This is a genomic window from Myxococcus sp. AS-1-15 (genome assembly GCF_020037055.1).
GTDB lineage: Bacteria > Myxococcota > Myxococcia > Myxococcales > Myxococcaceae > Myxococcus > Myxococcus fulvus.
The window spans coordinates 366189-392410 of sequence record NZ_JAIQDF010000008.1 but is presented as its reverse complement, the minus strand read 5'-3'; the positions used below and the strand labels follow the sequence as shown (position 1 = coordinate 392410).

Annotated in this window: 20 protein-coding genes; 10 read left to right on the top strand and 10 right to left on the bottom strand. The window is 71.3% G+C overall.

Annotated features, from left to right (window positions below):
- Nucleotides 1-67: 67 nt before the first annotated feature.
- Nucleotides 68-1219: a PAS domain-containing sensor histidine kinase gene (locus tag K8625_RS23235; protein ID WP_223783932.1), complete on the bottom strand. Its 1152-nt coding sequence runs from the start codon at nt 1217-1219 to the stop codon at nt 68-70.
- Nucleotides 1220-1575: 356 nt separating this feature from the next.
- On the opposite strand from K8625_RS23235, the gene K8625_RS23230 reads away from it, so the two are divergent.
- Entirely contained in the window at nt 1576-2478 is a 903-nt protein-coding gene (locus K8625_RS23230) for a metallophosphoesterase (RefSeq protein ID WP_223783931.1), read from the top strand.
- Between the two features lie 43 nt (nt 2479-2521).
- Here the strand turns inward: K8625_RS23230 and K8625_RS23225 are convergent, their stop codons facing one another.
- A complete protein-coding gene (locus K8625_RS23225; protein WP_046716769.1) occupies nt 2522-2965 on the bottom strand; it encodes a DoxX family protein in 444 nt (147 codons plus the stop codon).
- Nucleotides 2966-3164: 199 nt separating this feature from the next.
- Between K8625_RS23225 and K8625_RS23220 the strand changes: the two genes are divergently transcribed.
- From K8625_RS23220 to K8625_RS23205, 4 genes are read left to right on the top strand one after another with little or no spacing between them, the layout of a single operon-like run.
- Nucleotides 3165-4067, top strand: a complete 903-nt coding sequence (locus tag K8625_RS23220; protein ID WP_223783930.1) for a transporter — start codon at nt 3165-3167, stop codon at nt 4065-4067.
- Between the two features lie 4 nt (nt 4068-4071).
- Nucleotides 4072-4815 (top strand): hypothetical protein, encoded by a 744-nt coding sequence (locus tag K8625_RS23215; RefSeq protein WP_223751918.1) that lies wholly within the window; start codon nt 4072-4074, stop codon nt 4813-4815.
- Entirely contained in the window at nt 4812-6119 is a 1308-nt protein-coding gene (locus K8625_RS23210) for an ATP-binding protein (RefSeq protein ID WP_223783929.1), read from the top strand. Before K8625_RS23215 ends, K8625_RS23210 begins: the two co-directional genes overlap by 4 nt.
- Nucleotides 6116-6676: a response regulator transcription factor gene (locus K8625_RS23205; protein ID WP_223751920.1), complete on the top strand. Its 561-nt coding sequence runs from the start codon at nt 6116-6118 to the stop codon at nt 6674-6676. Before K8625_RS23210 ends, K8625_RS23205 begins: the two co-directional genes overlap by 4 nt.
- 161 nt (nt 6677-6837) lie before the next feature.
- Here K8625_RS23205 and K8625_RS23200 read toward each other — a convergent pair whose 3' ends face one another.
- The gene (locus K8625_RS23200) at nt 6838-7431 is read right to left on the bottom strand and encodes a hypothetical protein (RefSeq protein ID WP_223751921.1); all 594 of its coding nucleotides are present in this window, start codon (nt 7429-7431) and stop codon (nt 6838-6840) included.
- A 16-nt stretch (nt 7432-7447) separates the two neighbouring features.
- Nucleotides 7448-8074 (bottom strand): hypothetical protein, encoded by a 627-nt coding sequence (locus tag K8625_RS23195; protein ID WP_223751922.1) that lies wholly within the window; start codon nt 8072-8074, stop codon nt 7448-7450.
- Between the two features lie 280 nt (nt 8075-8354).
- On the opposite strand from K8625_RS23195, the gene K8625_RS23190 reads away from it, so the two are divergent.
- The 5 genes from K8625_RS23190 (at nt 8355) to K8625_RS23170 (ending at nt 15154) form a co-directional block, all read left to right on the top strand.
- Nucleotides 8355-9320 (top strand): hypothetical protein, encoded by a 966-nt coding sequence (locus tag K8625_RS23190; RefSeq protein WP_223783928.1) that lies wholly within the window; start codon nt 8355-8357, stop codon nt 9318-9320.
- Nucleotides 9321-9347: 27 nt separating this feature from the next.
- Nucleotides 9348-10145 carry a hypothetical protein gene (locus K8625_RS23185; RefSeq protein WP_223783927.1) on the top strand — a complete coding sequence of 266 codons (798 nt, stop codon included), beginning with the start codon at nt 9348-9350 and terminating at the stop codon, nt 10143-10145.
- A gap of 37 nt (nt 10146-10182) precedes the next feature.
- Nucleotides 10183-11721, top strand: coding sequence for a hypothetical protein (locus K8625_RS23180; protein ID WP_223783926.1), 1539 nt, complete (start codon nt 10183-10185; stop codon nt 11719-11721).
- A gap of 11 nt (nt 11722-11732) precedes the next feature.
- On the top strand, nt 11733-14135 hold the full coding sequence (locus K8625_RS23175; RefSeq protein WP_223783925.1) for a hypothetical protein: 2403 nt from the start codon (nt 11733-11735) through the stop codon (nt 14133-14135).
- 83 nt (nt 14136-14218) lie between these two features.
- Nucleotides 14219-15154 carry a WD40 repeat domain-containing protein gene (locus tag K8625_RS23170; protein ID WP_223783924.1) on the top strand — a complete coding sequence of 312 codons (936 nt, stop codon included), beginning with the start codon at nt 14219-14221 and terminating at the stop codon, nt 15152-15154.
- A gap of 9 nt (nt 15155-15163) precedes the next feature.
- On the opposite strand, the gene K8625_RS23165 is transcribed toward K8625_RS23170, so the two are convergent.
- The 6 genes from K8625_RS23165 to K8625_RS23140 all read right to left on the bottom strand — a co-directional run bounded on the left by K8625_RS23165 (nt 15164) and on the right by K8625_RS23140 (nt 25790).
- Nucleotides 15164-16309 carry a methanobactin export MATE transporter MbnM gene (locus K8625_RS23165; protein WP_223751928.1) on the bottom strand — a complete coding sequence of 382 codons (1146 nt, stop codon included), beginning with the start codon at nt 16307-16309 and terminating at the stop codon, nt 15164-15166.
- A gap of 16 nt (nt 16310-16325) precedes the next feature.
- Nucleotides 16326-17186, bottom strand: coding sequence for an MbnP family copper-binding protein (locus tag K8625_RS23160; RefSeq protein WP_223783923.1), 861 nt, complete (start codon nt 17184-17186; stop codon nt 16326-16328).
- A 450-nt stretch (nt 17187-17636) separates the two neighbouring features.
- The gene (locus K8625_RS23155; RefSeq protein ID WP_223751930.1) at nt 17637-18608 is read right to left on the bottom strand and encodes a hypothetical protein; all 972 of its coding nucleotides are present in this window, start codon (nt 18606-18608) and stop codon (nt 17637-17639) included.
- Between the two features lie 221 nt (nt 18609-18829).
- Nucleotides 18830-20677, bottom strand: a complete 1848-nt coding sequence (locus K8625_RS23150) for a PAS domain-containing sensor histidine kinase (RefSeq protein WP_223751931.1) — start codon at nt 20675-20677, stop codon at nt 18830-18832.
- Nucleotides 20678-21068: 391 nt separating this feature from the next.
- Entirely contained in the window at nt 21069-22868 is a 1800-nt protein-coding gene (locus K8625_RS23145) for a response regulator (RefSeq protein WP_223751932.1), read from the bottom strand.
- Nucleotides 22869-23048: 180 nt separating this feature from the next.
- On the bottom strand, nt 23049-25790 hold the full coding sequence (locus K8625_RS23140) for a TonB-dependent receptor domain-containing protein (protein WP_223783953.1): 2742 nt from the start codon (nt 25788-25790) through the stop codon (nt 23049-23051).
- Nucleotides 25791-26222 lie beyond the last annotated feature (432 nt).

Sequence of the window (26222 nt, the reverse complement as noted above, 5' to 3'; positions counted from 1 at the left end):
GCGTGAGGCCGTGACGGCGGGCGCCTTCCGGACACTCCGGGGGCGCCCGCTGGCGCTTTCGCGCAAGTCAGCGGGCCCGGCTCGCCGAGGCGCCCTGCGCGGTGGCCGCGCGGGGCTGGGTGGGCAGCCGCAGGATGAAGGTGGAGCCCTGGCCCTGCGCGGAGCGCACGGTGATGCTGCCGCCCATGGCCTCCACGATTTGACGGGTGATGTAGAGCCCCAGGCCCAGGCCGCCGTAGTGGCGCTCGGAGACGGCGCGCTCGAACTTGCCGAACAGCCGCGCCATGCCGTCCTCGGAGATGCCGATGCCGTGGTCCTTCACGGCCAGCACCGCCATGGTGCCCTCGCCCACCAGCGACACCTCCACCGGGCGGCCCGCGCCGTACTTGGCCGCGTTGGAGAGCAGGTTCACCAGCACCTGCTCCACGCGCAGCGGATCCCACTGCCCGGGCAGCGTGCCGGAGACGTGCACGGACAGTTCGCAGCCGGCGCGGGCGAACTCCTCCGAGAAGGCGTCCACCATCTGCCGCACCACCTGCACCAGGTCCAGCTCGCGCGGCTCCAGGCTCAGCTTGCCCGCCGCCACGCGCGACACGTCCAGCAGCGTGTTCACCAGGCTGCCCAGCCGCGACAGCTGCCGCTCCAGCACCTGGCCCCGGGGCGCCAGCTCCTGGCCCAGCGCGGGCTGCGCGCCCGCCACCTGACGCAGCAGGAGCTGCAGGTGCAACCGCATGCTGGTCAGGGGCGTCCTGAGCTCGTGGGCGGCCACGCTGAGGAACTCGTCGCGGGCGCGCACCGCCTCCTGCGTCTCGCGCAGGGCCTGCTCGCGCACGGCGCGCTCCCGGGCCGCGCCCGCGTCACGCTGGGCCTCCACGCGGCGGCGCTCGGTGAGGTCCTCCACGTAGAGGCACGCGGCGATGACCACGCCGTCGCGGCGCACCGGGTGGTAGCTGGCGCGGAAGACGCGCGTGCGCTCCACGCCGCCGCCCGGCTCGCGGTGGATGATTTCGACGCCGTCCAGCGGCTCGCCCGTCTCCAGCACGCGGCGCACGCGGCGCGAGGTGTCGCCGAGCGAGGAGTGGGGGTTCATCACCTCGTCCATGTGGCGCCCGAGGTGGGCCTCGCGCGGCCGGCCGTTGAGGGCCGCGAGCGTCTCGCTGACCTCCACGAAGCGCAGCTCCCGGTCCACCACCGCCATGCCCACGGGCATGGTGGACATCAGGTCCGCGAGGCAGACGGCGCCCGGACCGAGCGATGCATTCCGCGGTCTCTCACCGGCTGGCATCGTCACATCCGGGCCGAGATCAGGGGCCACTCCAAGCCGGGGGCTCATCGTCCTCGGCTGTGTACCAACGTCGCTGGACGCCGTCACCGCTCGCCCCCTGGCCGTGTGTCCAATGGTGGAAGAAAGCTCCCACGCTCGTCCGGAATCTTCCTCGAATCCTTGGGGTTTTTCCCTCACCCCGTGAGCCGGCCGACAGGAGGGCAGGCGTGCGCGGGACACCTGCTTCAACCCACCTCCCCTGGCTTCGTAGAATCGCCGTCCCTCCCCGGCCCGGAAAGGAACCGCACCGCATGCGCTTGAGACGTCTGGCCCGCCGTCGCCCCGCCTCCCCGTCCAGTGAGTCCCCCCTGGAGCCCGTCGCCGGAGGACGCAACGAGGTGGTGGCCTGGAGCGGCGCGGACCCACTGCGTCCCGAGCGACGCCTGCGCTGGAGGGACCACTTCTCCCTCACGGAGAACCTGCTCCACCTGCCGCACCTGACGGGCCACCATGACGGCCTGCGCGTGGCGCAGCTGTCCGACGTGCACGTGGGGCAGGCCACCAGCGACGTGCGCATCCGCCGCGCGGTGGAGGCCGTCAACGCGGAGGCCCCGGACCTGGTCTTCCTCACCGGCGACTACGTCACCCACAGCCCCAAGCCCCTGCCCCGCGTGCGCGACGTGCTCAGCGGCCTCAGGGGCCAGGTCTTCGTGGTGCTGGGCAACCATGACCACCAGGTGAACGCGCCCTACCTGCGCGAGAGCTTCGAGCGGCTGGGCTACACCGTCCTGCAGAACGAGCACCGCGTGGTGCACGTGAAGGGCGCCCCGGTGACGGTGCTGGGCGTGGACGACGGGCGCACGGGCCGCGACGACGTGGAGGCCACGTTCCGGGGCGCGCCGGAGTCCGGCACGCGGCTGGTGCTGGCCCACACGCCGCCCACGGTGGACAAGCTGCCGGCGCACGCGGGCCTGGTGCAGTTCTCCGGACACACGCACGGCGGCCAGTTCATCGTGCAGGGGCTGACGGAGGCCATCTTCCGCCGCGCGGGGCAGCCCTACATCCGCGGCCACTACCACGTGAATGGCAACCAGCTGTACGTGAACCGGGGCCTGGGCTTCGGCTTCGGCGGGCCGTACCTGCGCCGGGGCAGCGAGCCGGAGGTCGCGTTCTTCACCCTGCGCGCCCAGGCGCACGTGGCCGTGGCCAGCTGAGCGGGTCTCTTGAGCGCGCGCGGGCCCGAGAGCCTTCGCGCGCTCAGTGCCTCAAGGGTGAGCCCAGCCGTCCACCGCCCAGGCCGCTCTCCTGCCGTCCTCCGCGCCGGAGGCTGAAGGGGCCCGAGCCGAAGTAGACGATGAAGAGCGCGCCTCCCGCCATGGAGAGGTTCTTCATGAAGTGGATGAGCTGATCCTGCGCCTGCACCGGGTCCGCGACGAGCCAGAAGCGGTGGACCATGAAGGCGGCCGTCACCAGGAAGATGGCGATGGCCGCGGCCCCCAGGCGCGCGAGCACACCGAGCAGCACCGACAGCCCCCCGAGCACCAGCGCCGCGCCGGACACCAGCACCGCCCAGCGGGGCTCGGGCACGCCCGCGTTCTGGGCCACGGTCGTCAGCGCGTCGAGCTGGATGAAGTGGTTCAAGCCGCTGGTGATGAAGATGGCTGAGAACAGCAATCGAGCAAGCGGCACGAGCACTCCCATTGGATGGCCTCCTGTGTCCCACCAACGCCGGGGCGTGGAAGTCATTCTCAACCTGCCCATGACTTCCCGCGGGGCAGCCGGCGCCCGGCCTCCTGCCTGCCCTCCTTCGTGCCCTGGGGGCCGCCGCCTTGTGTCCCGGACAGCTGCGACAACACGCCACACGCGGGGGGCGGGCCGGGGGCGTAGGGTGCTCCTCGTCGTGAAAGCCCCACTCTCCCTCCTGTCCTCCCTGCTGGGCGCGGTGCTGGCCCTCGCGCCCGTGTCGTCCGCCTGGGCGTGTGCCACCTGTGCGTGTGGCGACCCCACGCTCATGTCCATGGGCACCGAGCAGCCGTTCTCGGGCCGGCTGCGCTTCTCCTCCACCCTGCGGGGCTGGGGGCACACGGTGGGACAGGACCACGTGGACGCGCTGCGGCTGCGCGAGGCGCGCATGGACGTGGCGGTGGCGTACGCCCCCCTGCCGTGGCTGTTCCTGTCGGCGACGCTGCCCCTGCAGGCGCGCGAGGTGCGCTCGGTCAGCCTGGCGCGCGAGCGGGGCTGGGGCGTGGGCGACGTGGAGCTGACGGCGAAGGCGTTCCTGTACCAGGACCGTGCGTTCTCCGCGGACCACCTCTTCAGCGTACTCGTCGGCGTGAAGCTGCCCACCGCGCCGAAGCTGCGGCTGGAGGACGGGACGCTGATGGACCTGGACACGCAGCTGGGCAGCGGCTCGGTGGACCCGCTGGCGGGGCTCGCGTACCAGCACTTCCGGGGGAGCTGGTCGTTCCTGGTGAGCGCCACGGGGTTCCTCCCCACGCGCGGCATCCTGGGCTACCGGGCGGGCGCGTCGGTGCGCACGACGATGGCGGCGCAGTACCAGCCGGCGGAGCGGTGGGCCCTGCGGCTGGGGCTCGACGGGCGCATCGAGGGGGCGGCGGACATCGACGGCGAGAAGGAGGAGAACGGCGGGGGCGTCATCGGATATGCGTCTCCCGACATCCTCTTCAGTCCTCGGATGGACCTGGTGGTGGCCGCGGGTGTGCGGGTCCCCTTCTTCAACCGGCTCCGCGGTCGCGTGGCGCCCACTCCCATCGCGATGCTGTCCGTCGCGTACGACCTCTGACGCCATGGCCTCTGTCGTGAAGCCGTTCGTGCTGCTCGTGTGTCTCACCGGCTGTGGCGGCGGGGAGCGCATCGAGGGGATGCAGTTGAGCCTGGGGCTCACCACGGGCCGAGCGCGGAGCGTCCCGGAGGCGGCGGGGGCTCGCACGCTCGTCACGGACGAGGGAGCTCGCGCCACGCTCGCCAGGGCACTCGTCACGCTGGGCAGCGTGGAGCTGTTCAGGTGCGAGGAGACGGGCCTGCGTCAATGGCTGCGGGCGCTGTCGCCGGTGGGCACGGCGTGGGCGCACTCGACGACGAACGCGCTGCGGCTGGGCACGCCGCACGTGGTGTCCCTGGGTGAGTCGGACGGCGCGGTGGTGGCGCTCGGGGTGCTGCATCCTCCGCCGGGGCGCTACTGCCGGGCGCGGCTGACCTTCGAGCCGGCGGACTCGGACGCGGAGGGCCTGGGCGCGGCGCTCCAGGGCGCGCGGCCGGTGGACATGCTGGGGTTGAGCCTGCATGTCCGCGGGACGCTCGAGGACGGTGAGGCGCGCGACTTCGAGTTCGAGACGCGCGGGCGCTCGTCGGTGGACGTGGTGTTGGATGGGGTGGAGCTGTCGGAGGCCTCGCCGAGGGCGGAGCGGGTCTTCACACTGGCGTGGGATTCGTGGCTGGATGGCGTGGGCCCCGGCGAGTCGCCGCGCAACGTGGACATGCTGGGCAACGTGGCCCGGTCCGCCTCGCTGCAACCTCCTGTCGTGCCATGACGCCTCCTGTCGCCAACGAGCCCGCCTCTCGCGCCCGCATCAACCTGGAGTGGCTCTTGCGGCTGCGCTGGGGCCTCTTGCTGGGGCAGGCGCTGGTCATCGCGCTGGCGGCGTACGGGCTGGAGCTGGCGCTGCCGGTGGCGGTGCTGGCGGGGCTGTTGGGGTTGGAGGCCGCGACGAACGTGGCGGTGCGCGCGTGGCTCGGCCGGGCCCGGGTGAGCGAGGCCACCATCGGCAAGCTGATGCTGTGGGACACGCTGGTGCTCACGGGCCTGCTGGCGCTCAGTGGAGGGACGCACAACCCCTTCACGACGCTGTACCTGGTGAACGTGGCGCTGGGCACGGTGCTGCTGCCGGCGCGGTGGATGTGGGGCCTGTTGGGCTTCACGTTGACGGCGTTCGGCTCGCTGTTCGTGTTGCAGGACGTGGAGCTGGTGCCGGGGCTGTCGCGTCCGGACCACGCGGCGCTGATGCGGCTGCACCTGAACGGCATGTGGGTGGCGTTCGCGGTGGCGGCGGGCTTCATCGTGTACTTCGTGCAGCGGGTGACGCGGGCGCTGGAGGAGCGCGAGGAGGAGCTGGCGCAGGCGCGCGTGCAGCATGCGCGGCGGGAGAAGGTGGCCTCGCTGGCGACGCTGGCGGCGGGCGCGGCGCACGAGCTGTCGACGCCGCTGTCGACCATCGCGGTGGTGTCGAAGGAAGTGGAGCGGGCGCTGGCGTCGGCGGGGACATCCGAGGCGGTGCGTGAGGACTTGAGGCTCATCCGGCAGCAGGTGGACCGCTGCCGCGACGTGCTGGTGCAGATGTCCGCGGACGCGGGGCAGACGACGGGCGAGGCCTTCCATCCGATGGCGCTGGGCAGGCTGGTGGAGGACTCGCTGGCGGAGCTGGCGGGGGTGGAGCGGGTGAAGGTGGAGCTGCCGACGGAGCTGAGCGGGCGGTGGGTGCAGGGGCCGCCGCGCGCGCTGGCGCGGGTGGTGCGCGGGCTGGTGAAGAACGCGCTGCAGGCGTCGCCTGCGTCCAAGGTGGTGGAGCTGCGGGTGGTGGAGGGCCAGGGCGGCGCGAGGCTGGAGGTGCGCGACGGGGGGGCAGGGATGCCCGCGGACGTGCTCGCGCGCGCGGGTGAGCCTTTCTTCACGACGAAGGCGCCGGGCGAGGGCATGGGCCTGGGGTTGTTCCTGGCGCGCACGCTGGCGGAGCAGCTCGGGGGGTCGCTGGAGCTGCGCTCCACGCCGGGACAGGGCACGGTGGCGAGCCTGGCGCTTCCGCTCGGTGCGCCCGTCGTCACGGAGGTGGCGTCATGAGCACCACGGTGGGTGATGGCCACCACCCGAGCCTCCTGCTCGTGGACGACGACGCGACGCTGCGCGAGCGGCTCGCGCGGGCGTTTCGGGAGCGCGGCTGGGAGGTGACGACGGCGGGCGACTACGACGAGGCGCTGGCCGCGGCGAAGCGCGAGTCCCCCGAGTACGCGGTGGTGGACCTGCGCATGCCCGGACGCAGCGGGCTGGAGGTGGTCAAGGACCTGCTCGCCGTGGACGCGTCCACCAAGGCCATCGTGCTCACGGGCTATGGGAGCATCGCCACCACGGTGGATGCCATCCGCCTGGGCGCGGTGAACTACCTGCCCAAGCCCGCGGATGTGGACGACATCCTCGCGGCCTTCGCGCGGGCCAGCGGTGAGCCCTCGCTCGCCGCGCCCGAAACCTTCGAGGCACCGTCACTCGCGCGAGCGGAGTGGGAGCACATCCACCGCGTGCTCGCGGACTGCGCGGGCAACATCTCCGAGGCCTCGCGCAAGCTCGGCATCCACCGCCGCTCGCTCCAGCGCAAGCTCCAGAAGTACCCGCCCGCACGCTGACGCGCCTCACACGCGACGCGAGCTCGGCCCTCCAGCACAAGCCGCAGAAGTACCCGCCCGCACGCTGACGCGCCTCACACGCGACGCGGGCCCGGTCCCTGGCCGCGCGCCAGGAAGGCGCAGCTCAAGCCCGACGTGGCCAGGAGCGCATCAGCCCGCGCTCACGGATACGTCACGCTGAACGTCACCGGCCCCTTCAGGTACTTCAAGCCCTCGGAGGAGCGGCACCCCTTCTCCACGTCGGCCGTCAGGTACGTGGTGGTCCGCACCGCGGTGGCGCCCTGGAACTTGCCCGACAGCACCTTCCCCGTCTGCGTCACCAGCGTCGTCGCCTCCTGCACGGACACGTGGGACTGCCCCATCAACACCGTGGACGTCTCCGCCGTGTTCCACGTCACCACCTGCCGGCCCGCCCCCGCGCGCGACAGGTCCGCGCACGACAGCCCTCGCACCAGGCTGGGCGTCTCCGAGCCCAGCGTCGCCGACGTCACCGCCGAGCCCAGCACCGTCACGCACCCGCTCACGCTCGCCAGGAACGACACCTCGCTGTCCCCCGGCTCCCCCTTGAGCCCCGTGCCGTACTTCGCCTCGCCCAGCCCGAGCGGACAGGTGATGAGCACCTTCTCCAACGGACGCTCGAGCGTCATCCCGCTCCCTCCGGTGCCCTCCATCAGCGGCCCCGCCGCCTGACGCCCCTCCCCTCCACAGGCCAGCACCCCGAGCAGCAACACCGCGCACGCCGACGTCCCACGCATGTGCATCCCCCCTGATTCAAGTCACGGTGCGGATGAGCTCGAGCGTCGCCGGTCCGCTCAACCAGATGAGCCCGCCCGGTGAGTCACAGCCCTTCTCGATGTCCGCGTTCAGGTACGTCACCGTCAGGATGGCCATCGACTCCAGGAAGGCCCCCGACTCCACCGTGCCCGTCAGCGTGAAGACCGTCAGCGGCCCCTGCGCCAGCTCCCGCGATTGGCTGAACACCAACGTGGACGTCTCCCCCGTGTTCCACCGCACCACCTGCCGCACCGTCCGGGGCGTCAGCAGGTCCGCGCACGAGTAGCCCGCCAGCAGGCTCGACTCGAGCGGCAGGCTCGCGGACTTCACCCCGGACGCCGGAATCGTCACGCAGTTGCTCAACGTGGTGGCCCCCGCCACCGTCACGTCCTTCGCCCCCTCCGACAGCCCCGGCAGGTACGACGCCTGGCTCACCCCCACCGGGCACGTGACGACCACGCTCCCCAGTTCGCTCTTCGCGCTCGGCTCGGCGACGGCGGCGGCCACCTGTTCCCGGGACGCCCCCCGCTCCTCCTCCCCGCTCCCCGCCGACACATCGAAGGTCGACGTGAGGGCGAGCGCGGAGAGAAGCACCATCACCGCCGCCAACAGACTTCTGCGCATGGCCACCACTCCCGACTTCGCGTTGCTCCCCCAGATAGGAAGCCCGCCCCGGCAAGCCCATCCGGCCCCACGCCCAAGCGACGCTGACGGACGCTCACACCACCCCGCGGACACGGCCCGGTGTGCGCCACCCACCACCCCGACTGTCCACCGCCCGGAACTTTCCCGGTGACCCCCTCCACGACCAACCCGGGCGCATCGGCGCGTATAGCGGCGGGGGCCATTCCACGCGGCTTTTCCCTGACCCGCCCGGTCAGCGGGAGCGCGCGCAAAGACAGCCATGAAACTCACCACCGCACTCTCCGTTGGAGTCCTGTCCACGTTCGTCTGGAGCGCGCCCGCGCTCGCGGAGACGTCCGTCGTGGACCTCATCTCACCGTCGCGCTGCACGCTCAGCGGCGGCCGGCTCACCCGCTGCGCCATTCCCACGCAGACGCTGAACGCCACGCCGTTCACCAGCGCCGTGCCGCTGCGCACCACCGTGCGGCGCGTGCTCACCGGCAACTGCTCCACCCAGTACCCGCTGGAGGTGACGCTCACGCCGCCGGGCAACGCCGGCACCCGCTACACCTTCCTGGGCACCCCGGAGCTCGTCCTGAGGGACCTGGACCGCGAGCTCATCGCCTCGCTGGAGCTGAAGGACTCCTCGCCGTGGACGAACGCGGCCGCGTTCAACGAGACGTGCCGCGTGTCGCTCAACATCACCTGGAACGAGGTGGACGTGGACTCCGCCGCCCAGGCGCAGTCCATCCTCCAGGGCCTGCAAAGCACGCTCGCCACCAAGGTGGCGCAGCGCGAGCACCTGGCCAGCCTGGTCGAGTACAGCGCCGCCTTCGACTACATGAAGACGCTGTCCAACAGCTTCCTCGTGGACCTCAACAACGAGACGGCGCACGCGCTGCACGCCCAGGCGCTGGAGGCCGGCCCCGTCATCTTCCAGGCGGCCATGGGCTGCGGCGGCGTGCTCACCCCCGAGGAGAGCATCACCCTCACCAACTTCTACTTCGTGCTCGGCTCGCTGGGCGACCCCACGAAGTACCACCACCCGGACGGCTCGCCCAAGACGCTCGAGGAGCTCATCGGCCCCGCGGCGCTGCCCGTCATCCAGAAGCTCTCCCAGCTCTCCGCGGCCGGCGCCAAGGAGCAGTACCAGGCGCAGTACCTGGTCGCCGCCCAGGAGGCCGCCGCCGCCCAGGCCCAGGTCGACCTGGCCACCGCGCAGCTGGCCCCCTGGCTCAACCCCTGACCCCTCTTTTCCCAGGACAACACCCTCATGAAGACCTTCATCCAGAGCCTGTGCACCCTGCTGTTCCTCGGCGCCACCGCGTGCGGCGCCCCCTCCTCCACCGACGTCTCCGACGACACGGGCGCGTCGCTCGACACCACCGAGCAGCAGGCGCGCTGCGAGACGTGTCCGGGCGGCGGCGGCGGAGGCGGCGAGGAGGACCCGCCCCCGCCCATCATCGTGCATGGCTATGAAATCGACCTGCCGCTGTTCAGGCCGTCGATGCTGCCCGCGGGCTGGTGCTACGTCTACGTCGAGGGAGGTGGACACATCTGGCCGTGTAACGGCGCGGGCAAGGCCACCATGGACTGGCTCGGCGGCAACAGCGTGTTCCACGCGAGCCGGGACAGCTGGTACCAGGAGGAGGTCTTCTATTACAGCCGGCTGATGACGCAGCTGCCCGCCACGGACGGCTTCGTGCCCATGGCGCAGACGATGGGCTACTACAGCCACCCGCAGGACCTCCCGGGCCTGGTGCGAGGCTCGGTGGAGCTGCTCGTCCCCAACCAGTGGCCGCTGCCCGGTGCCGCCACCAGCGAAATCACGCTCGCCCTGCAGGTCCAGGAGAACGGCGCCTGGGTGAACAAGGCGACCAGCCACATCGCCATCACCAACCTGCGCCAGATGCATGAGCTCCAGGCCGTCGTGTACCCGAACCAGGAGGTGCGCTTCGTGGTGAGCGGCAAGGCCCGCGCGGACCACGAGATGCGCTACCTGCTGTGGAAGGTCCGCATGTTCGGCGCCCAGTGCTACCCGGACTTCGCCAACGGCGGCGCCTGCCTCTAGTCCGTCTCCCCTTCTTTCCGAACCTCGGAGTCACACCATGTCGAGAAGACCCGCGAGGACTCGCGTCCTCGGTTCGCTGCTGCTTTGCCTGGGGGCCGCCGGCTGCGGCACCGACGCGAGCACGCCGCCCGCCGTCGAGTCCCAGGCCCCCTCCACGCCCACCGCCCAGGAGCAATCCCTGTCGACCAGCGACGTCTGCGTCCAGATGTTCTTCTGGGGCAGGGACCGCAAGCTGTGCAAGCCCCTGGGCACCAGCATCGACACCCTCCTCTCCGACTTCCGCCCCCTGCAGGAGGCCATGTGCAACCAGGAGCAGAACGCCGAGCTGCGGCAGCAGTGCCTCGGCAAGTCGCCCTACGTCTTCGTCCCGAAGGGCAACCCCGCCGCGCCGCTCCAGTGGATTGCCGACGTGGAGAGCGTGCAGTCCTACTTCCGGCTGTCGATGGGCGCCTCCATGACCATCTACGAGGAGAGCCTGTCGAAGATGGCGGACCTCGCCTCGGAGATGACCGGCCCGTCCGAGGAGGAGCTCAAGCGGCGGCGCACGCGCATCACCGAGCGCCGGGGACAGCTGGGTGAGAAGCTCAAGGCGCGCGCGGCCGCCGAGCAGGGCACCGCCAAGGCGGACCTGGCCGAGCAGCGCGAGCTGCTCTCCGCCTACGAGGCCACCTTCAACGCCTATCACTCCGCCGTGCAGGCCCTGGCGCCCGCCATCACCGACGTCTACGAGGACTTCGTCACCTACCGCGGCACGGAGGCCGCCGTCTTCGCGCAGCTCGAGGACATCGCCCAGCGCGCCTCCACCTCGACCATCGCCCAGATGGGCCCCCTGCAGTTGGAGCTGGTGACGCTCGCCCGCACCGAGAGCCAGCGGCCCCAGGAGCTCTGGATGGAGTCGCGCCGGCTGGGCAACGCGCTGTCGCAGCTCCAGACGCTGCACCAGGCGAGGCTCGCGCACTACGCGGACTTCATCACCCGGCACGCCATCCCCCAGGTGAACCTCACGGAGCGCTCCGGCGTCATCCTCAACAACATCGCCGGCTACTCGGACGCGCGCTACGCCCGCGTCGCGGAGGTGGTGAAGAAGCTCTTGCAGGGCCTGACGGCGCGTCAGACGGCGCTCGTGGCGGCCCAGGCGGACCTGGCCACGCGCCAGACGATGGCCAACGCGGCCACGCTGAAGGCCTCCCAGGAGTTCCTCGCCAGCGCCAACGCGCGCACCACCGCGCTGTGGCAGCTGCCGCCCCGCAGCCAGACGCTCAACCTGTTCTTCCTGGCCACCAAGCACGTGGACTTCGAGAGCATCCTCCAGCTGGAGCCCCTGTGCCTGCACGTGGGCCCCAACGCCACGGGCTGGATGGAGTCGGGCTGCATCGCGCTCCGGCGCCAGTTCACCAGCGCGCGCAACTACCTCAACACGACGCTGCCCAACATGGTGCGGCTCAACGTCACCCAGATGCGCCGCGCCGGTGTCACCGAGGCGCTCCTGGTGGACGTGGAGACCCACCTCAACAACGGCAACCTGCGCCAGGCCGTGCTCTCGCACGACGTCGCGCTGCGCGCCTCGGACCTGTGAGGACCCCACCCATGAGACCATTCCTGTCACGGGCCCTGGCCCTGCTGCTCGCGGGCACGGCCCTGGCGCCCGACGACGCGGACGCCACCTACCGCAACTACGCCATCGCCTGGAAGTCCACGTCCTTCCGCAGCCAGGGGAGCTGTCAGGTCACGACCGGGCTGGCGCAGGAGGGCCAGGCGAACTTCTCCGTCAACGCCGTCCCCCTGCCCACGTACACCGCGCCGAACCGCTACGTGCTCTACGGCAACGGCGACGACTCCAACATCTTCACGGCGGGCTTCAACGCCACGCTGCTGCGCTGGGGCGCGAACCACTTCTACTTCGGCGCCGCCGTCACCGGCTCCACGCAGACGTGTGTCATCGCGGATGACTTCGTCACGCTGGAGACGGGCGGCCTGTCGGCCCGCCCCCTCTTCATGGTCAAGCGCCGGGGCACCCACTTCGAGGGCGAGTCCTCGGTGATGCTCGACCTGAAGGAGATCAACCCCGGGCTGTCGGCGAACCTGGAGCGGCTGGAGCAGACGCTGCACGACCGCAAGGCGCAGCTGCTCAGCCTCGGCGGCGACCTCGCCGCCGCGCAGGCGGAGCTGGACCGGCTCGCCGAGCTGAAGGCGGAGATCGACGAGCTGTCCAAGCGCCCGCTCGACTCCATCACCGAGGCGGACCTCAACGACATCCTCTCGCGCTACGGCGACATCGACCCGCGCGTGCGCGGCGCGCTCCAGCAGCTGCTGCGCGACTTGAAGAAGGACCTGGAGGCGCTGCGCACGGAGCTGACGCGCATCATGGACGAGTTCCGCGGGCAGCTGGGCGGGCTGGATGACTGGCTCGCGGGCACGCCGCCGCCGAGCGGCCCGGACCTGGGCGACTCCGGCACCTACCAGCCGGGCAAGGACGCCGAGGACATCCCGGACGTGGAGCTGCCGGACCTCAACGTGCCCGACGACTTCGACCCGGACAACGACCCGTACCTCGCCTACGCGCAGCAGGTGCTCCAGCAGCTGGAGACGACGCGGCAGAACGGCGCGGTGGTCAACCGCTCGGGCTTCATGAGCATCACCCGCTCCTGGCGCCAGAACCAGGACATCTTCGAGAAGGCCATCCAGGGCCGCGGCTCGGCGGTGTCCCAGGAGGAGGTGGGCGCGTTCATCAACGCCCGCACCCTGGTGCTGAACACGGTGCGGCAGCACATGGACGAGGAGGGCTGGTTCCTCGACACGCCGGTGCGCCCGTCCACGAAGGCGCTCATCGAGTACCTGCGCGGACGCGCGGACACCCGCAACCAGGCGGACGGGCTGCAGGCCAACCTCAACCTCTGGCAGGGCGCTTCGCCCACCGCGCAGCAGGACGCCATCCTGGAGACGCTCGACGGTCTGCGCGGCGGCTGGCAGGCGGTGGAGAACGGCGCGATGGCCGAGGACCCGAACATCATCACGCGGCTGTTCGGCATCGGCGAGGAGGCCCAGGTCATCATCAAGGAGGTGGCGTTCTTCGGCCTGGCGCTGACGCCGGTCGGCGACTTCATCGACCTGTGCGAGGTGGTCACCGGCTGGGAGCACTGCATCCCCGGCGGCAGGCGGCTCGAGGTGGGGGAGCGCATGTTCTCCGGCCTGGGCCTCATCGTCGGCAGCGGCAAGTTCTGGCGCGGCGTGGCCGACGCCGTGGCGCCCCTGGGCAAGGCCATCGCCAACGAGTGCGAGACGCTCATCCGGGCCTGGAACGACCTCCCCGACAACTTCACCCGCATGCACATGGTGCAGGCGCTGGGACCCCAGGCCATCCCCCACGTGGGCGGGCTGACCGGCAAGGAAGTCAAACGCATCATGGTCAACGTGGGCGAGGAGCACGTCAGCAAGCTCGCCCAGCTCCTCAAGAAGAAGGGTCTGCGGGAGCTGGAGGAGATGAGCATGCTCAGCCTCCCCGCGCTCAAGCGCCAGTACGCCCTGACGCATGGCCAGGCGGTCAAGGCGCTGGGCACCATGCCCGGCAAGACGGTGGCGGAGCTCAAGACGCGGCTGCAGCAATTGAACTTCACGGAGCTGGCTCCGACGGGGTCCGGAAACTGGGTCCACGTGGATGGCTCCGTCGTCCGCATCCAAGCGGCCACCCCCTCCCGGCCCGCCTATTTCCGACGGGAGATCGCCGACCCCGCGGGCAACATCAACCGGGATGCCATCGTGGCCAAGGTGACGGGCGCCAAGAAGTTCGACGACGACGGGTATCCCATCGACGAGGACGTCTTCAGTCCGCCCGAGTGGACGGACTCGGCGGGCGCCATGCTCCAGGTCCGCAACTGGTTCGCCGCGACGATGAACGTGCGCCCCGACGAGGTGCTGAGCAAGTACCCCGACGCCATCAACGAGCTGGAGAAGGTCTGGATGAAGCAGACGCACTTCGACCTGCTGCCGTAGTGCGATGATGAATCCCCGGGCCATCCGTGACACACCACGGGTGGCCCGGGGCCTTCGTGTCTCTTGTATCGGGAGTCCGCCGAATGACGCAGGTCCTCCGTTCCGACAATGGCCCGCGCTGGATTCAGCGCTCCCGGCTGGGCACGCCCGCGCCCGGCCCCGTCGAGTTCCAGCAGGTCGCCTTCTCCTCCGACGGAGAGCTGCTGGTGGCGCTGGAGCAGAAGGGCGGCGAGCGGCTGCGCTGGTGGCGCTGGCGGGAGGAGCGGCAGCTGGGCGAGGTCACCGTCTCGCAAGGCATGGCGGTGCAGGCGCTGCCCTCGCTCGGCGGCCTCGCGGTGACGGACGCGCGCTTCCAGGTCGGGCTGTACTCGCTGGAGGACGGCCGGCCGCTGCGGCTGAGCCGCGTACCGGACTACGAGGTGCGCGGGCTGGAGGTGAGCCCCGACGGCACCCGGCTGGCGATGCACGACCTCACCGGCAGCGTGCTGTTGTGGGACACGCGGACCTGGACGTCGCTCGGTCAGCTCCAGGGGCCCCAGCAGGAGGTCGCCAGGCTCGCGTTCTCGCCGGACGGGCGGCTGCTGGCCGCCGCCTGCCTGCGCGGCCACGTCGTCGTCTGGGACGTGGCGAGCGGCAATCCCATCCTCGTGCACGTGGAGGCCGACGAGCAGTTCGTCTCGGTCGCCTTCCACCCCGCGGGCACGGAGCTGGTCGCCACGACGACCGGCCCGCGCATCCAGCGCTTCCGCCTGAGCGACGGGGGCCTCGCCGGGACGCTCCGGGGCCCGGTGGCGGGCTCGAGCCAGGCGACCTTCAGCCCCGACGGCGGACTGCTCACCGTCACCCGGTACGGCTTCAGCGTGCTCGACGCGCGGACGAGCACGCGCGTGTTCCGCCACGAGGTGGACAACGACTTCTACGCCGCCAACGCGGCCTTCAGCCCGGACGGCACCGTCATCGCGTGGGGCGAGGACGACGGCACCGTGGGCCTGTGGGGCCTGCCTCCGGAGCCACGCTGAACACGGCCCCTACTTCCACGGATTGGAGAAGCGCGGGTCCGTGGTGAAGTCGGTGTCCGTGAGGCTCTTCAGGAAGGCGATGAGGTCCTGCTTCTCCTCGTCGGTCAGCTCGAAGGGCCGCACCAGCGGGTCCTTGTTCGGGTTGTTGCGCCCGTCACCCGCCAGCGGCCCCTCCGTCACGTTGCGGCCACCGGACGTGTAGTGCTCGATGACGGCCTCCAGCGTGGGGATGCTGCCGTCGTGCATGTACGGCGCCGTCAGCTCCACGTTGCGCAGCTGCGGCACGCGGAAGCGGCCGTGGTCCAGCGCGTCGTGGGTGAACTCGAACAGGCCCGGGTTGTCGGGCGGGTACGCGCCCTTGCCGTCCAAGTCGTACAGGCCCGTGTTGAAGAACTGCGCCACCTGGGGCTTGGTGTCCTTGGCGCGGAACGAGTTCGAGAGGTGCCGGCCGCTGTGGCAGTGGTAGCACTCCGCCCGCTCGCCGAAGAACAGCTCCATGCCCCGCCGGGCCGAGCGCGACAGCGCCGCGTTGTCGCCCTGCAGGTAGCGGTCATACGGCGAGTTCCCCGACAGCAGCGTGCGCTGGAAGGACGCGAGCGCCTTCACGATGGAGCCCTGGCTCACCGGCTCCGGTGCGTCCGGGAACGCCGCGCGGAACAGCTCCGGGTACTTCGCGTCAGCGCGCAGCCGCTCGAGCGCCTCCTCCAGCTTCGGCGTCAGCCCCAGCTCGGTGGGGAACTCGTTGAACAGCGGCACCAGCGCCTGCGACTCCAGCGTCTCCAGGAGCGGGTTGGCCCAGGTGTACGTGCCCAGGTACGCCACGTTGGCCAGGCCCGGCGAGTTGCGCGCGACGTGGTCGCCCGTGGAGCCCGTGGGCGTGGCCTTGCCGTCGGAGAAGGCCCGGGCCTGCTCGTGGCAGCTCGCGCAGGACATGGTGCCGTTGCCCGACAGCCGCGCGTCGTGGAAGAGGTGGCGCCCCAGCTCCACCTTCTCCACGGACATGGGGTTGTCCTCGGGCACGAAGGGCTCGGGGAAGCCCGCGGGCAGGCTCCACGCGTAGGCCGGCGGCGCCGGACGTCCCGGCGCGTCACCCCCACAGCCCGCGGCCGACAGCAGGGCCACGGCCACGCTCAGCTTCCCCGCACGCGAAGACATCAGCCCGCTCCTTCTCTCAGCGCACCTTGAAGAACGTCTTCGGCAGCGCCTTGGGGGTGCCGTCCGCGTTCAGGCCGAACTGCGACAACAGCGGCGGGCACTCCGGGTCCGTGGGGCCGGACATGCAGCCGGGCATCATGTCCGAGCCCGTCGGCGTGCGATTCACGTCCAGCTCCGACAGCAGGCCCGCGACGTCCAGCACCACCTGGTTCGTCTCCGGGTCGAAGCCGTCCAGCGCGACGGTGGCCTGGTTGGCCGCGCCGCACGTGTAGCCATCCGCGTTGGAGCCCTGACAGCCGGACGCGCCCAGGTGGAAGTAGTACGTCGCGTTCTGCTGCGAGCGGATGTCCAGCTTCACGAACTTGTAGCCGCCCTGCCAGCTCCACCACATGTCACGCACGTCCAGGGGCGCGGGCTCCACCTCCACGTCCAGGTGGTTTCTGTCCGGGGGCAGGCCCACCTTGAACTCCAGGCCCGTGTAGTCGTCGTGCTCGGGCGCCGTGCCCGTCACCTCGCGGTGCGTCCCGGGGCTGCCCGTGCGGCAGGTGCCGGTACCGTCCTCGAAGTCCAGGAGCGCGATGGCGTCACGCTGCCACTCGCCGTCCTGCGCGAGCTTCAGCGCGTGGCGCTCGCCGTTGGCGCGGATGAGGGTGACGTCGCGCACGTACATGCGGAAGTCCAGCAGCTCGATGACGCCGCGCGACGTGCCGATGTCCGTGAAGCTGGTGGTGCACGACAGCGCCTCCTGCCGGACCTGCGGGCTGAAGCGCACGGTGTACGCCTTGGACTCGACGTCACCGTCTCCGCCGCAGCCCTGGGCGGCGAGCAGCAGGGCGGGCAGCAGGGCTCGCGACAGGGGCTTCCAGACGGCGTTCATCGAGATGACCTCCAGGACGGTGACTCAGCGATGAGGCATGGGTACCAGCAAGGGGACACCCGCCGGCTGTGGCATGTTGTCGCGGCGGGAATGCCCGCCGTCGGGCGGGAGCCCCGGGGTCGCTAACGCCGCCGGAATCCGGACATATCGCCAGTCCCCCGCCAGACGTGCCCTCGGGTCCCCCCCGTCATCCCGGCGCACACGTCCGCCCGCCTGGTCAGGAACCAGGGGCAGTCGACTCACCGAGGAGGGGGACCCGGGCTTCGGAGACTTCGGGGGAAGTCCCTCGCGAAGACCTGGGCGTGCTGAATGGGGGAAGGCTCGACTCGCGCGTCTGGGACGGACGCTCGGGGTGCTGCTTCATCGGGAAGGGGGAGGACACCCGGGGTTGGGCCTCACGCTTCCGCGCGGCGCGGGGAGCCGCGAGTCATGGGCGGGTCGCCAGGAAGCTCACTGGCAGGTGCCGCAGTCCGCCTTGCAGCTGTCCGGCGTCACGCCCGTGCCGCACTTCTCGGAGACCTGGCAGACGCCGTCGCCGCAGCGGTAGATGTCCTGGGGACGGATGCGGGTGACGAGCGGCTTGTACTCGACGCCGTTGTACGTGCAGCGCGAGTAGTGCGTGCGCGTCGCGTCCAGCTGACAGTGGTCCAGGCAGGAGCCCACGTGCTGGATGGTGGGCGCGCACGCCGCGTCGCCGCTCCACGACGACAGGCCGCAGGTGCGCACCGTGCTCTGGTCATAGGCCAGGTAGTTGGCGTCGTTCGCCGCGAAGAGGCCCCCGCCGTTGAACAGGTTGCCAAAGAAGCACGCCTCCTTCTGGCTGTACGTCTGGACCTCCTCCGTCGTGGTGGGGATGCTCACGTTCGTCGCGCCGCGCCCCTGCACGGAGATGTTCACGTGCACACCGAACTTGTTCGCGTGCGCCGCCAGGCACGCGGACACCACCTGCTGCTCCGCCACCGACGCGGGCTGGTTCGTGGTGGACCAGGTCGGCGCCAGCCCCAGTGAGCCGGGCCACGAGTACGTCGTTCCGTTATGGGTGTACGTCAGGGTCTGGGAGGACGACAGAGCGCAGCGGGCCACGTAGCGCATCAGCTGGTCGCCCGCCGCCGGGTTCGAGCTGAACCATGTATTGAACAACCCGTTCGTCGACAGCCCGTTGGTGGAGAGCCCGTTCGTCGACAAGCCATTGGTGGACAGGCCGTTCGTCGACAGCCCGTTGGTGGAGAGCCCGTTCGTCGACAAGCCGTTCGTCGACACCAGGCCGGCTTCGTGGGTATCCACCGACTCGCTCGGGTCGACCGGGCTCACGCCCTCCGGGCCACAGCCGACGGCGCCGGCGAGGAGCGCGGGCAGGGCCCACGCGCGGACGAGACGGGACGAGAAACCACGAGACTGGGAACGGATGAAGGACAAGCGCATGGGACAGGCTCCGCGTTGGGGGTCACCGCGGCACCTCCGCGGCTGAGACAACGGGTAGTCCCTGTCGCCGGAGGTGACAGGTGTCCTCACGTCCAATTCCTGGGAGGAAGTCCTTCGCCAGACAGCGTCAGCGTGAGACGGCTGACGCTTGCGCCGTGTATCGCCTCACGGTGGACGGTGATTCACGGGCCGTGACACACCGCGAGCCGTGCGTGAAACATCTACCGGCTCGCGCGTCGCGCGTCGCGCGGGAGCGTCACGGTGAAGGTGGTGCCGTCCAGCTCGGAGGAGCGCACGTCCACGCTGCCGCCATGCGCGTGGACGATTTCCCGGACGATGAAGAGGCCCAGGCCCAGCCCGCCGCGGCGCCGGCCCTTCTCTCGCGCGGCGCCCGCCTGACGGAACGGGTCGAACAGCGTCGCCAGCTGCGGCGCGGGGATGGGCGCCCCGGGGTTGTGGACCTCCACCACCTGCCGGGTCTCCAAATCCAGACATCGCAGCAGCACGGGGGCATCCTGGGCGCCGTGCTCCAGGGCATTACCCACCAGGTTGCTGAGCACCTGCGCCAGCCGGTCCGCGTCCCAGAGCCCGTCGGAGCGGCCGTCCACGTCGAAGGCGATGTAGCGGTCCGGATGCACCGCCGACAGCTCCTCCACCACCTGTCGACACACGTTGGACAGGTTGGCCGGCGCCACCTGCAAGGGGATGCCGCCGGACAGCCGCGCGCGCGTCAAATCGAGGATGTCCGAAATCATGGTGCCCATGCGCTCGGCGCTCGCCTCGATGCGCTGGGCCATCTGCTGTTGGGTGGAGCTCAGGGGCGCGCGCCGGCGCAGGGCGCGCGCGGACAGCGTTATCGCGTTGAGGGGGTTGCGCAAGTCGTGGCCGAGGATACCGATGAAGCGCTCGCGGAACTCCGCCTCCTCCGCCAGCCGCTCCAGCGTGCGCTTGCGCTCGGTGATGTCCATCATGGAGCCAATCATCCGCACCGGCCGCCCGGCCGCGTCGCGCGACAGCACGCCCCGGTCCAGGACGTGGACCCAGCCGCCGTCGTCCTTGCGGAAGCGGTACTCCGCCTGCCACGCGTCCTCGTCGGACGCGATGAAGTCGTGCAGGCCCCGGGACACCGACTCCCGCTCGTCGGGGTGCAGCCGCTGGGTCCACCACGCGAAGTCGTGGTCCGCCGCCTCCGGGCCGTAGCCGAACAGCTCCTCCTGGCCTCCGTCCCAGCGCACCCGGCCCGTCTCCAAATCACAATCCCACAACACGTCATGGGTGGCGCGCGCCGCCAGCCGGTAGCGCTCCTCCGCCTCGCGCAGCACCGCCTCCGCCGCCTCGCGCTCGGTGCAGTCCGCCACCACGCCCACCATGCGGTGGGGCCGCTCCTCCTCGTGGAAGCTCTGGCCCACCGCCTCGTACCAGTGCGTGGAGCCGTCCTGGTGACGGCAGCGGAACTTGAGCGAGTACGCGCCGTCCATCGCCAGCGCCTGCTCGATGCCCCGCGCCACCCGGGGCCGGTCCTCCACCACGACGCAGGACAGGAAGGACGGCAGCGAGCCGCCCAGCGCGCCCGGCGACTGGCCGAAGAAGCCCGCCGCGTCCTGGGACCAGGTCACCGCGCGCCGCGCCTCGGTCCACTCCCACGCCACCATGCGCGCCTTGGACAAGGCCTGTCGCAGCAGCTCCTCGCGAGCCAGCGCGTCGCGCGCGGCCTCCAGCGCCGCCTCCGCCCGACGCCGCGCCTCGCGCTCGCGCTCCAGCGCGCCCTCCACCACCGCCGGGTCCCCCCCCTCCGGCTCCAGCAGCCACAGCACCAGCCCTTCCGCCTCCCTCACGCCCACCACCTGGAAGCGCCCGTGGAGCCCGTCGCGCGTCAGCCGCAGCGTCGCGGCCAGGGGCACACCGGACGACGCCGTGCGCACGCACGCCTCCAGGTCCACGCCGCCCAGCCCCTGCTGGGCCCAGCGCGAGACACACGAGGGCACGCCCCAGTCGCGCACCAGGTGCTCCGCGGCCGCGTTGAGCGACGCGCACTCGAAGTCGAGCACCTCTCCCGAGCTCCCCCGCACGGCCTCCAGGCGGATGCACGGTGCGGGACTTGCGGCATGGAGCGACCGTGCCAGGGCAGGCCCCGGCAGCGACGACAGGCTCACCATCGACTTCCCCCCGGCGAGCAGCACCCCTGGAGCCCACGTGCGGGGACCGGGGCGCGCACCGCGCGTTGGCAGAGAGTGCCATGTCCGAGGTGTCGCGAACTTGTCCTCGGGTACAGCCCTTCCCGCAGTGCTCACCCGTAAGCATTGCGCTGGCGAGAGACACTCCGCCCCGCGGCCCCGAACCCACCCGGGGCGCCGCGGCCCCCTACCGACCCGCGCCCCGAAGCAAAATGCACCCAGGGCGACACCCGCCACTGCCCCCCAGGGCAGGAAGGCGCCGCACCCACAGGGGCCAGGGCGCGACTCACCCGGTCAGCCGGGGCAGGCGGACCGTGAAGGTCGTCCCGTCGGACTGGGAGGACACCACGTCCACGCTGCCCCCATGCCCCCGGACGATGTCCCGGACGATGTAGAGCCCCAGGCCGATGCTGCGGCTGGACTGGCCCTCCTTGAGCGAGCCGCGCGTCATCGGCTCGAACAGCCGCGACAACAGCTCGTGCGGAATCGGGTCCCCGCCGTTGTAGACGCTGATGAGCGCGTGGCCCCCTTCCGCGAACGTGCGCAGCCGCACGGGCGCGCCCTGCGGGCTGTAGGCCAGCGCGTTGGAGAGCAGGTTCGTCAGCACCTGGGCGATGCGGTCCGGGTCCCACTCCCCGCGCACGTCCGACGCCACCTCCACGTCGACATGCCGCCCGGGGTGGGCCACCTGCACCTCGTCCAGCACCTGCGTCACCACGTCCTTCAGGTCCGTGGGCTGGCGGTGCAGGGCGATGCCGCCGCCCAGCCGCGCCTTGGTGAAGTCGAGCAGGTCGCGAATCATCCGCGCCGCGCGCTCGGAGGCCTGGCCGATGCGCTGCACCGTGCGCTTCTGGCTGTCGGACAGCTCGTTCTTCTTCTCCAGCAGCCCCACCGACATGGAGATGGCGGCCAGGGGGTTGCGCAAATCGTGGCTGACGATTCCCACCAGCTGCTGCTCGAACTCCGAGCGCCGCCGCAGCTCCTCGTGCACGCGGCGCTCCTCGGTGACGAGGCGCACCTGCTCCAGCGCCTGCGCGCACGCGTGCGCCAGCGCGGAGAAGAACGCCCGGTCCATCTCCGTGAACAGCCGCGCCCGCGCGAACGACAGGCCGATGACGCCCAGCGCCCGCCCCTTCACCAGCAGCGGCAGCGCGATGGCGGACTCGTGGATGCCGTGCGCGTTGAGGTGCGGGTAGCGCTCGGTCCACTCCTCCAGCGAGCCCAGCCAGATGGGCTTCTGCTCGCGCACCGCCTCCGTCAGGGGCACGCGCTGGGACAGGGGGATGCGCCGCCAGCGCGACAGCACCTGCTCCGGGTAGCCCACCGCGTCCACGATTTCGAGCGCCTCGCCGTCATCGCTCAAGAGATTGACCGCGCCCGCCTTGGCGCCCGCGGCCACCAGCCCCTGCTCGAACAGGGCCCGGCACACCTCCGCCACGGTGCTCGCCTCCGACAGCCGCGCGGTGAAGTCGCGCAGCCGGTCGATGTGCCCCGCGGCCCGGTGCGCCAGCTCCCGCGACTCCGCTTCCTTCTGACGCAAGAGCTCCGCCTGCGCCCGCACCTGGTGCTGCGCGCGGAACAGCTCCACGAAGACGGACACCTTGGAGCGCAGCACCTCCGGCGGGAAGGGCTTCTGCAGGAAGTCCACCGCGCCGGTGGAGTAGCCGGTGACGAGCTCCGTGTCGTCGCGGCCGTACGCGGTGAGGAAGATGATGGGCACGTTGCGCGTGCGCTCGCGCTGCTTGATGAGCGACGCGGTCTCGAAGCCGTTCATCCCCGTCATCCGCACGTCCAGCAGGATGACCGCGTAGTCCTCGCGCAACAGGAAGCGCAGCGCCTGCTCCCCCGAGCTCGCCTTCGTCAGGCGCACGCCGAGCGGCTCGAGGATGGCCTCCAGCGAGACCAGGTTGGCGGGGTTGTCGTCCACCACCAGCACGCCGGGCGCCTCGGCGCCCTGCAGCAGGGTGTTGTCGGAAGCACTGTCCTGCGGCGCGGGGAGGCTGGCCAGCCCCATCACGCCGCGCGGAGACGTCTCCCGCCGCGGCGGCCGTTCCGACATCGTCGTCGCAATCCCTTCGTGGAACATGGCGTCTTCACCTGATGTCGGGCGGTCCACCGTCGAGCCTGGGAGTGTCCATCCGTCCTGGGGGCAGGTCGGCTCCCTTCAACACGCTCCAGGCCCGAATCAAACCGTGCCCTCCCCCTCCTGGGGCAAGCCGCTCGCGGGGAGGGCCGGCAAGCGTGCGCTATCCATCAATCGTGGGGTTCAGTATCGCCCCTTCATCCCCAGGATGGGCAGGACGATGGGCAGCCCCACGGCTTTCTTGGACAGCGGCCGGCCGCCGCCCCCGTCGTACTCGAAGCTCACCGTCTCCTGACTGATGGTGACATTGAGCATGTCCAGGTAGGCCTCCAGGCTGAACGTCTCGTAGACCCAGGCCTTCGACAGGCGCATGTCGAAGCGGAAGAACGGCGGCAGCCGGTCCACCGCGTCCCGGTCCGCCTTCACCCACGACGGCCGGCCCGTGGCGTCGCGTCCCGGACGGTGCGTCTGGGTGCCCAGCGTCCCGTACTCGGGGCGGCCGGTGTTGAAGTGCAGCACCCCGCCCAGCGTGACGCTGTTGGAGAACTTGTAGCTGAGCACCAGGTTGAGCACGTGCGTCTGGTCGAACGCGAAGGGCAAATCCCCCGTCGCCTCGCCCATGACGTTGCCCTCGAAGTCGTACCGGTAGAAGCGCGTGCGGCGCAGGCTGCGCTGCAGCGTGTACGACAGCCAGCCGAACCAGTTGTCCCCCAGCGGGTGGCGGATGAGCAGCTCCAGGCCGTAGGCCACGCCGCTGCTCTGGAAGTCCGGGAAGTCGATGTCGCCCCGGTCGGGGATGCCGGGCTCCGGGTCCGGCAGCGGCGTCTCCTCGTCCGTCAGGCCCTCGTCGGAGAAGGGCGTCAGCTCAATCGTGCGCACCAGCGGGTTGACGTACGCGTCCACGCCCAGCTCCAGGCCCTTGAGCGCCTTCCACTCGGCGCCCAGCGACAGCTGCACGCCGCGCTGCAGGCCCAACAGCAGGCTGCCCACGTCCACCACGGGCAGGCTGATGAGGGACGTGGGCGGCTGGTGGAACAGGCCCGCGGAGCCCTTGAGCACCAGCGCGTCGTTGAACTGGTGGCGCACGGTGAGCCGGGGCTCCAGCACCGCGTGGTCGATGCCGGGCGACAGGTGGTAGTTGTCCACGCGCAGGCCCGGCACGAAGGACCACCGGGGCGAGGGCTGGTACACCAGCTCCGCCCACGCGCCCATGAACGTGGCCAGCGCCACGGGGGCCAGCTGCTCGGTCTGCTCGTCGGGCGTCAGCTCGTAGAAGTCGACGATGGCGCGCTTGTGGTCCACGTCCCCGCCCAGCCGCAGCGTCACGGCGGGGTCCAACGGCACGGTGTAGCCCGCGCGCGCGGCCCACGTGCCCTGGTCGATGTGGATGGCGGTGGCGTCGCTCGGCGGGTCGCTGCTGACGATGGCGAAGCGGTCCAGGCCCCACGTCACGCCCAGCTCCAGCTCTCCGCCCCCCAGCGGGTGGCGGTGGCGCAGGTCCATGCGGTGGAAGACGATGGACTGCATCGCCGTGTCGCCGAACTCATCCTGGGCCTCGGTGCCGAAGGTGTCCGACGAGCCGAACGCGAACAGCCGCAGCTTGCCCCGGCCCACGTCCTGCTCCACGCGCAGCTGGTAGTCCCAGAAGTCGAGCACCACCTTCTCGTTGAGCCGCCCCGGCGCGGGCGGGTCCTGCAGCTTGTTGGCCGCCAGCGCGATGAGCCACGGCGTATAGGAGTAGCGGCCCGCCACGCTGACGTTGGTGCCGGTGGACGGGAACGGCGTCTCCAGGAAGAAGCCCGCGTTGATGAGGTCCGCGTACGCGCTGCCGTGGACGCGGTCATCGCGCGGACGGCTCAGCCGGCCCTCGATGGCGCCGCCCAGCAGCCGCCCGTAGCGCGGCGGCGGCGAACCCGGGAAGAAGTCGATGGTGTCGATGAAGTCCGGGTGGATGACGGCGGGGCCGAGGAACAGGTGGAACAGGATGGGGACGCGGATGCCGTCCAGGAAGTAGCCCGTGGCCGCGGGCTGGCTGCCGCGCACCACCGGGTAGGCCACGCCGGACAGCATGCTGCCCACGCCCGGCAGCAGCATGACGACGCGGAACGGGTCGCCCATGGTGCCGGGCACCTCGCGCAGCTCCGCGTCGTGCAGCGTCACGCGGCTGACCTCGGTGCGCTCGCGGTCCGCGCGCACCACCGTCTCGTACGGGTTGATGACCAGCGGCTCCAGCCCGTACACCACCTCCAGCGCCTCCTGCGCCTTGAGCACCTCGCGGAAGGTCCCCGCCTTGTGGCCCGGCGCGGACACGCGCACGCGGTGCTCCCCCGCGGGCCAGCGCGCCTGGAAGAACCCTTGCGCGTCCGTCTGCACCGGCGCGTCGGGGGCGGCCTCGGACACCAGCGTGGCGCCGACGACGGGGCGCCGGTTGCCCTTGGTGCGCACGCGCCCGCTCAGCGTGACGGGGGCCTGGGCCACGGCGTCGGGCGCGAGCACGGGCGCCTCGAAGCGGTACTCGAAGCCCAGCCGCACCGCCACCGGCTGGCCGTCCACGGTGGCGGGCGTGAAGCGCAGGCCGGGCGCGGCGTGCAGCGCGGCCCGGTCCAACAGCGGGTGGATGCCCTGGACCAGGGTGGCGGACTCCACCTCGCCGGACGCGTCGATGAGCAGCTCCAGCCGGACGACACCCGAGACGCGCTCGGCGGCGAGCTGGGGCGGATACGGCGCGGGGGCATCCTGGGCGAGCGTGGGCGGCAGGAAGACGGACCCCGCGTCGGAGGGCCCCGTGTCCACCGTCCAGCCCGCGTCCGTGCGCGAGAGGTCCACCTCGGCGGCCACGGGGGGCACGCCCGCGTCGGGGGTGGACGGGGCCTGGGCGCTCGCGCGGCCCACCGGCGCGCACAGCGCCAGCAGCCACACCGCCATGAGCACGCGCGGCCAGCGTCCTCGCCGCCGCCTTCCCCGAATCGAATCCGTCACGTCGCTTCTCGTGGGCCCCTCAAGACTCCATGAGGCCAGGGACCCGGCGGGGTGACAAGCGCCCAGGCCGCCGAGGCGTCACCCGGAGAGCACGGGCAATCGTCGCGCGCGCCCCGCGTCCGGTGCCGGACGGAGGGGACGTGGCACGTCCTGGGGTGAACAACGGGCCTGTCCTGGAGGGAGGGAGGACACCAGAGGGAGGGCTCACCAACTTCCCCGCACTCCGGAGCCCCGCGTCATGCGTTTTCGTCTGTCCCTGTCCTGGTGCCGGCGGGCCGTCATCGCCCCGTCGTCGTCCCCGTCTCCCCTCGTGTCCTCGGCCTCTCCGGTGGGCCGGGGCGTCGTCCTCGCCCGAGCGCGCGCCGCGCGGAGGCTCGC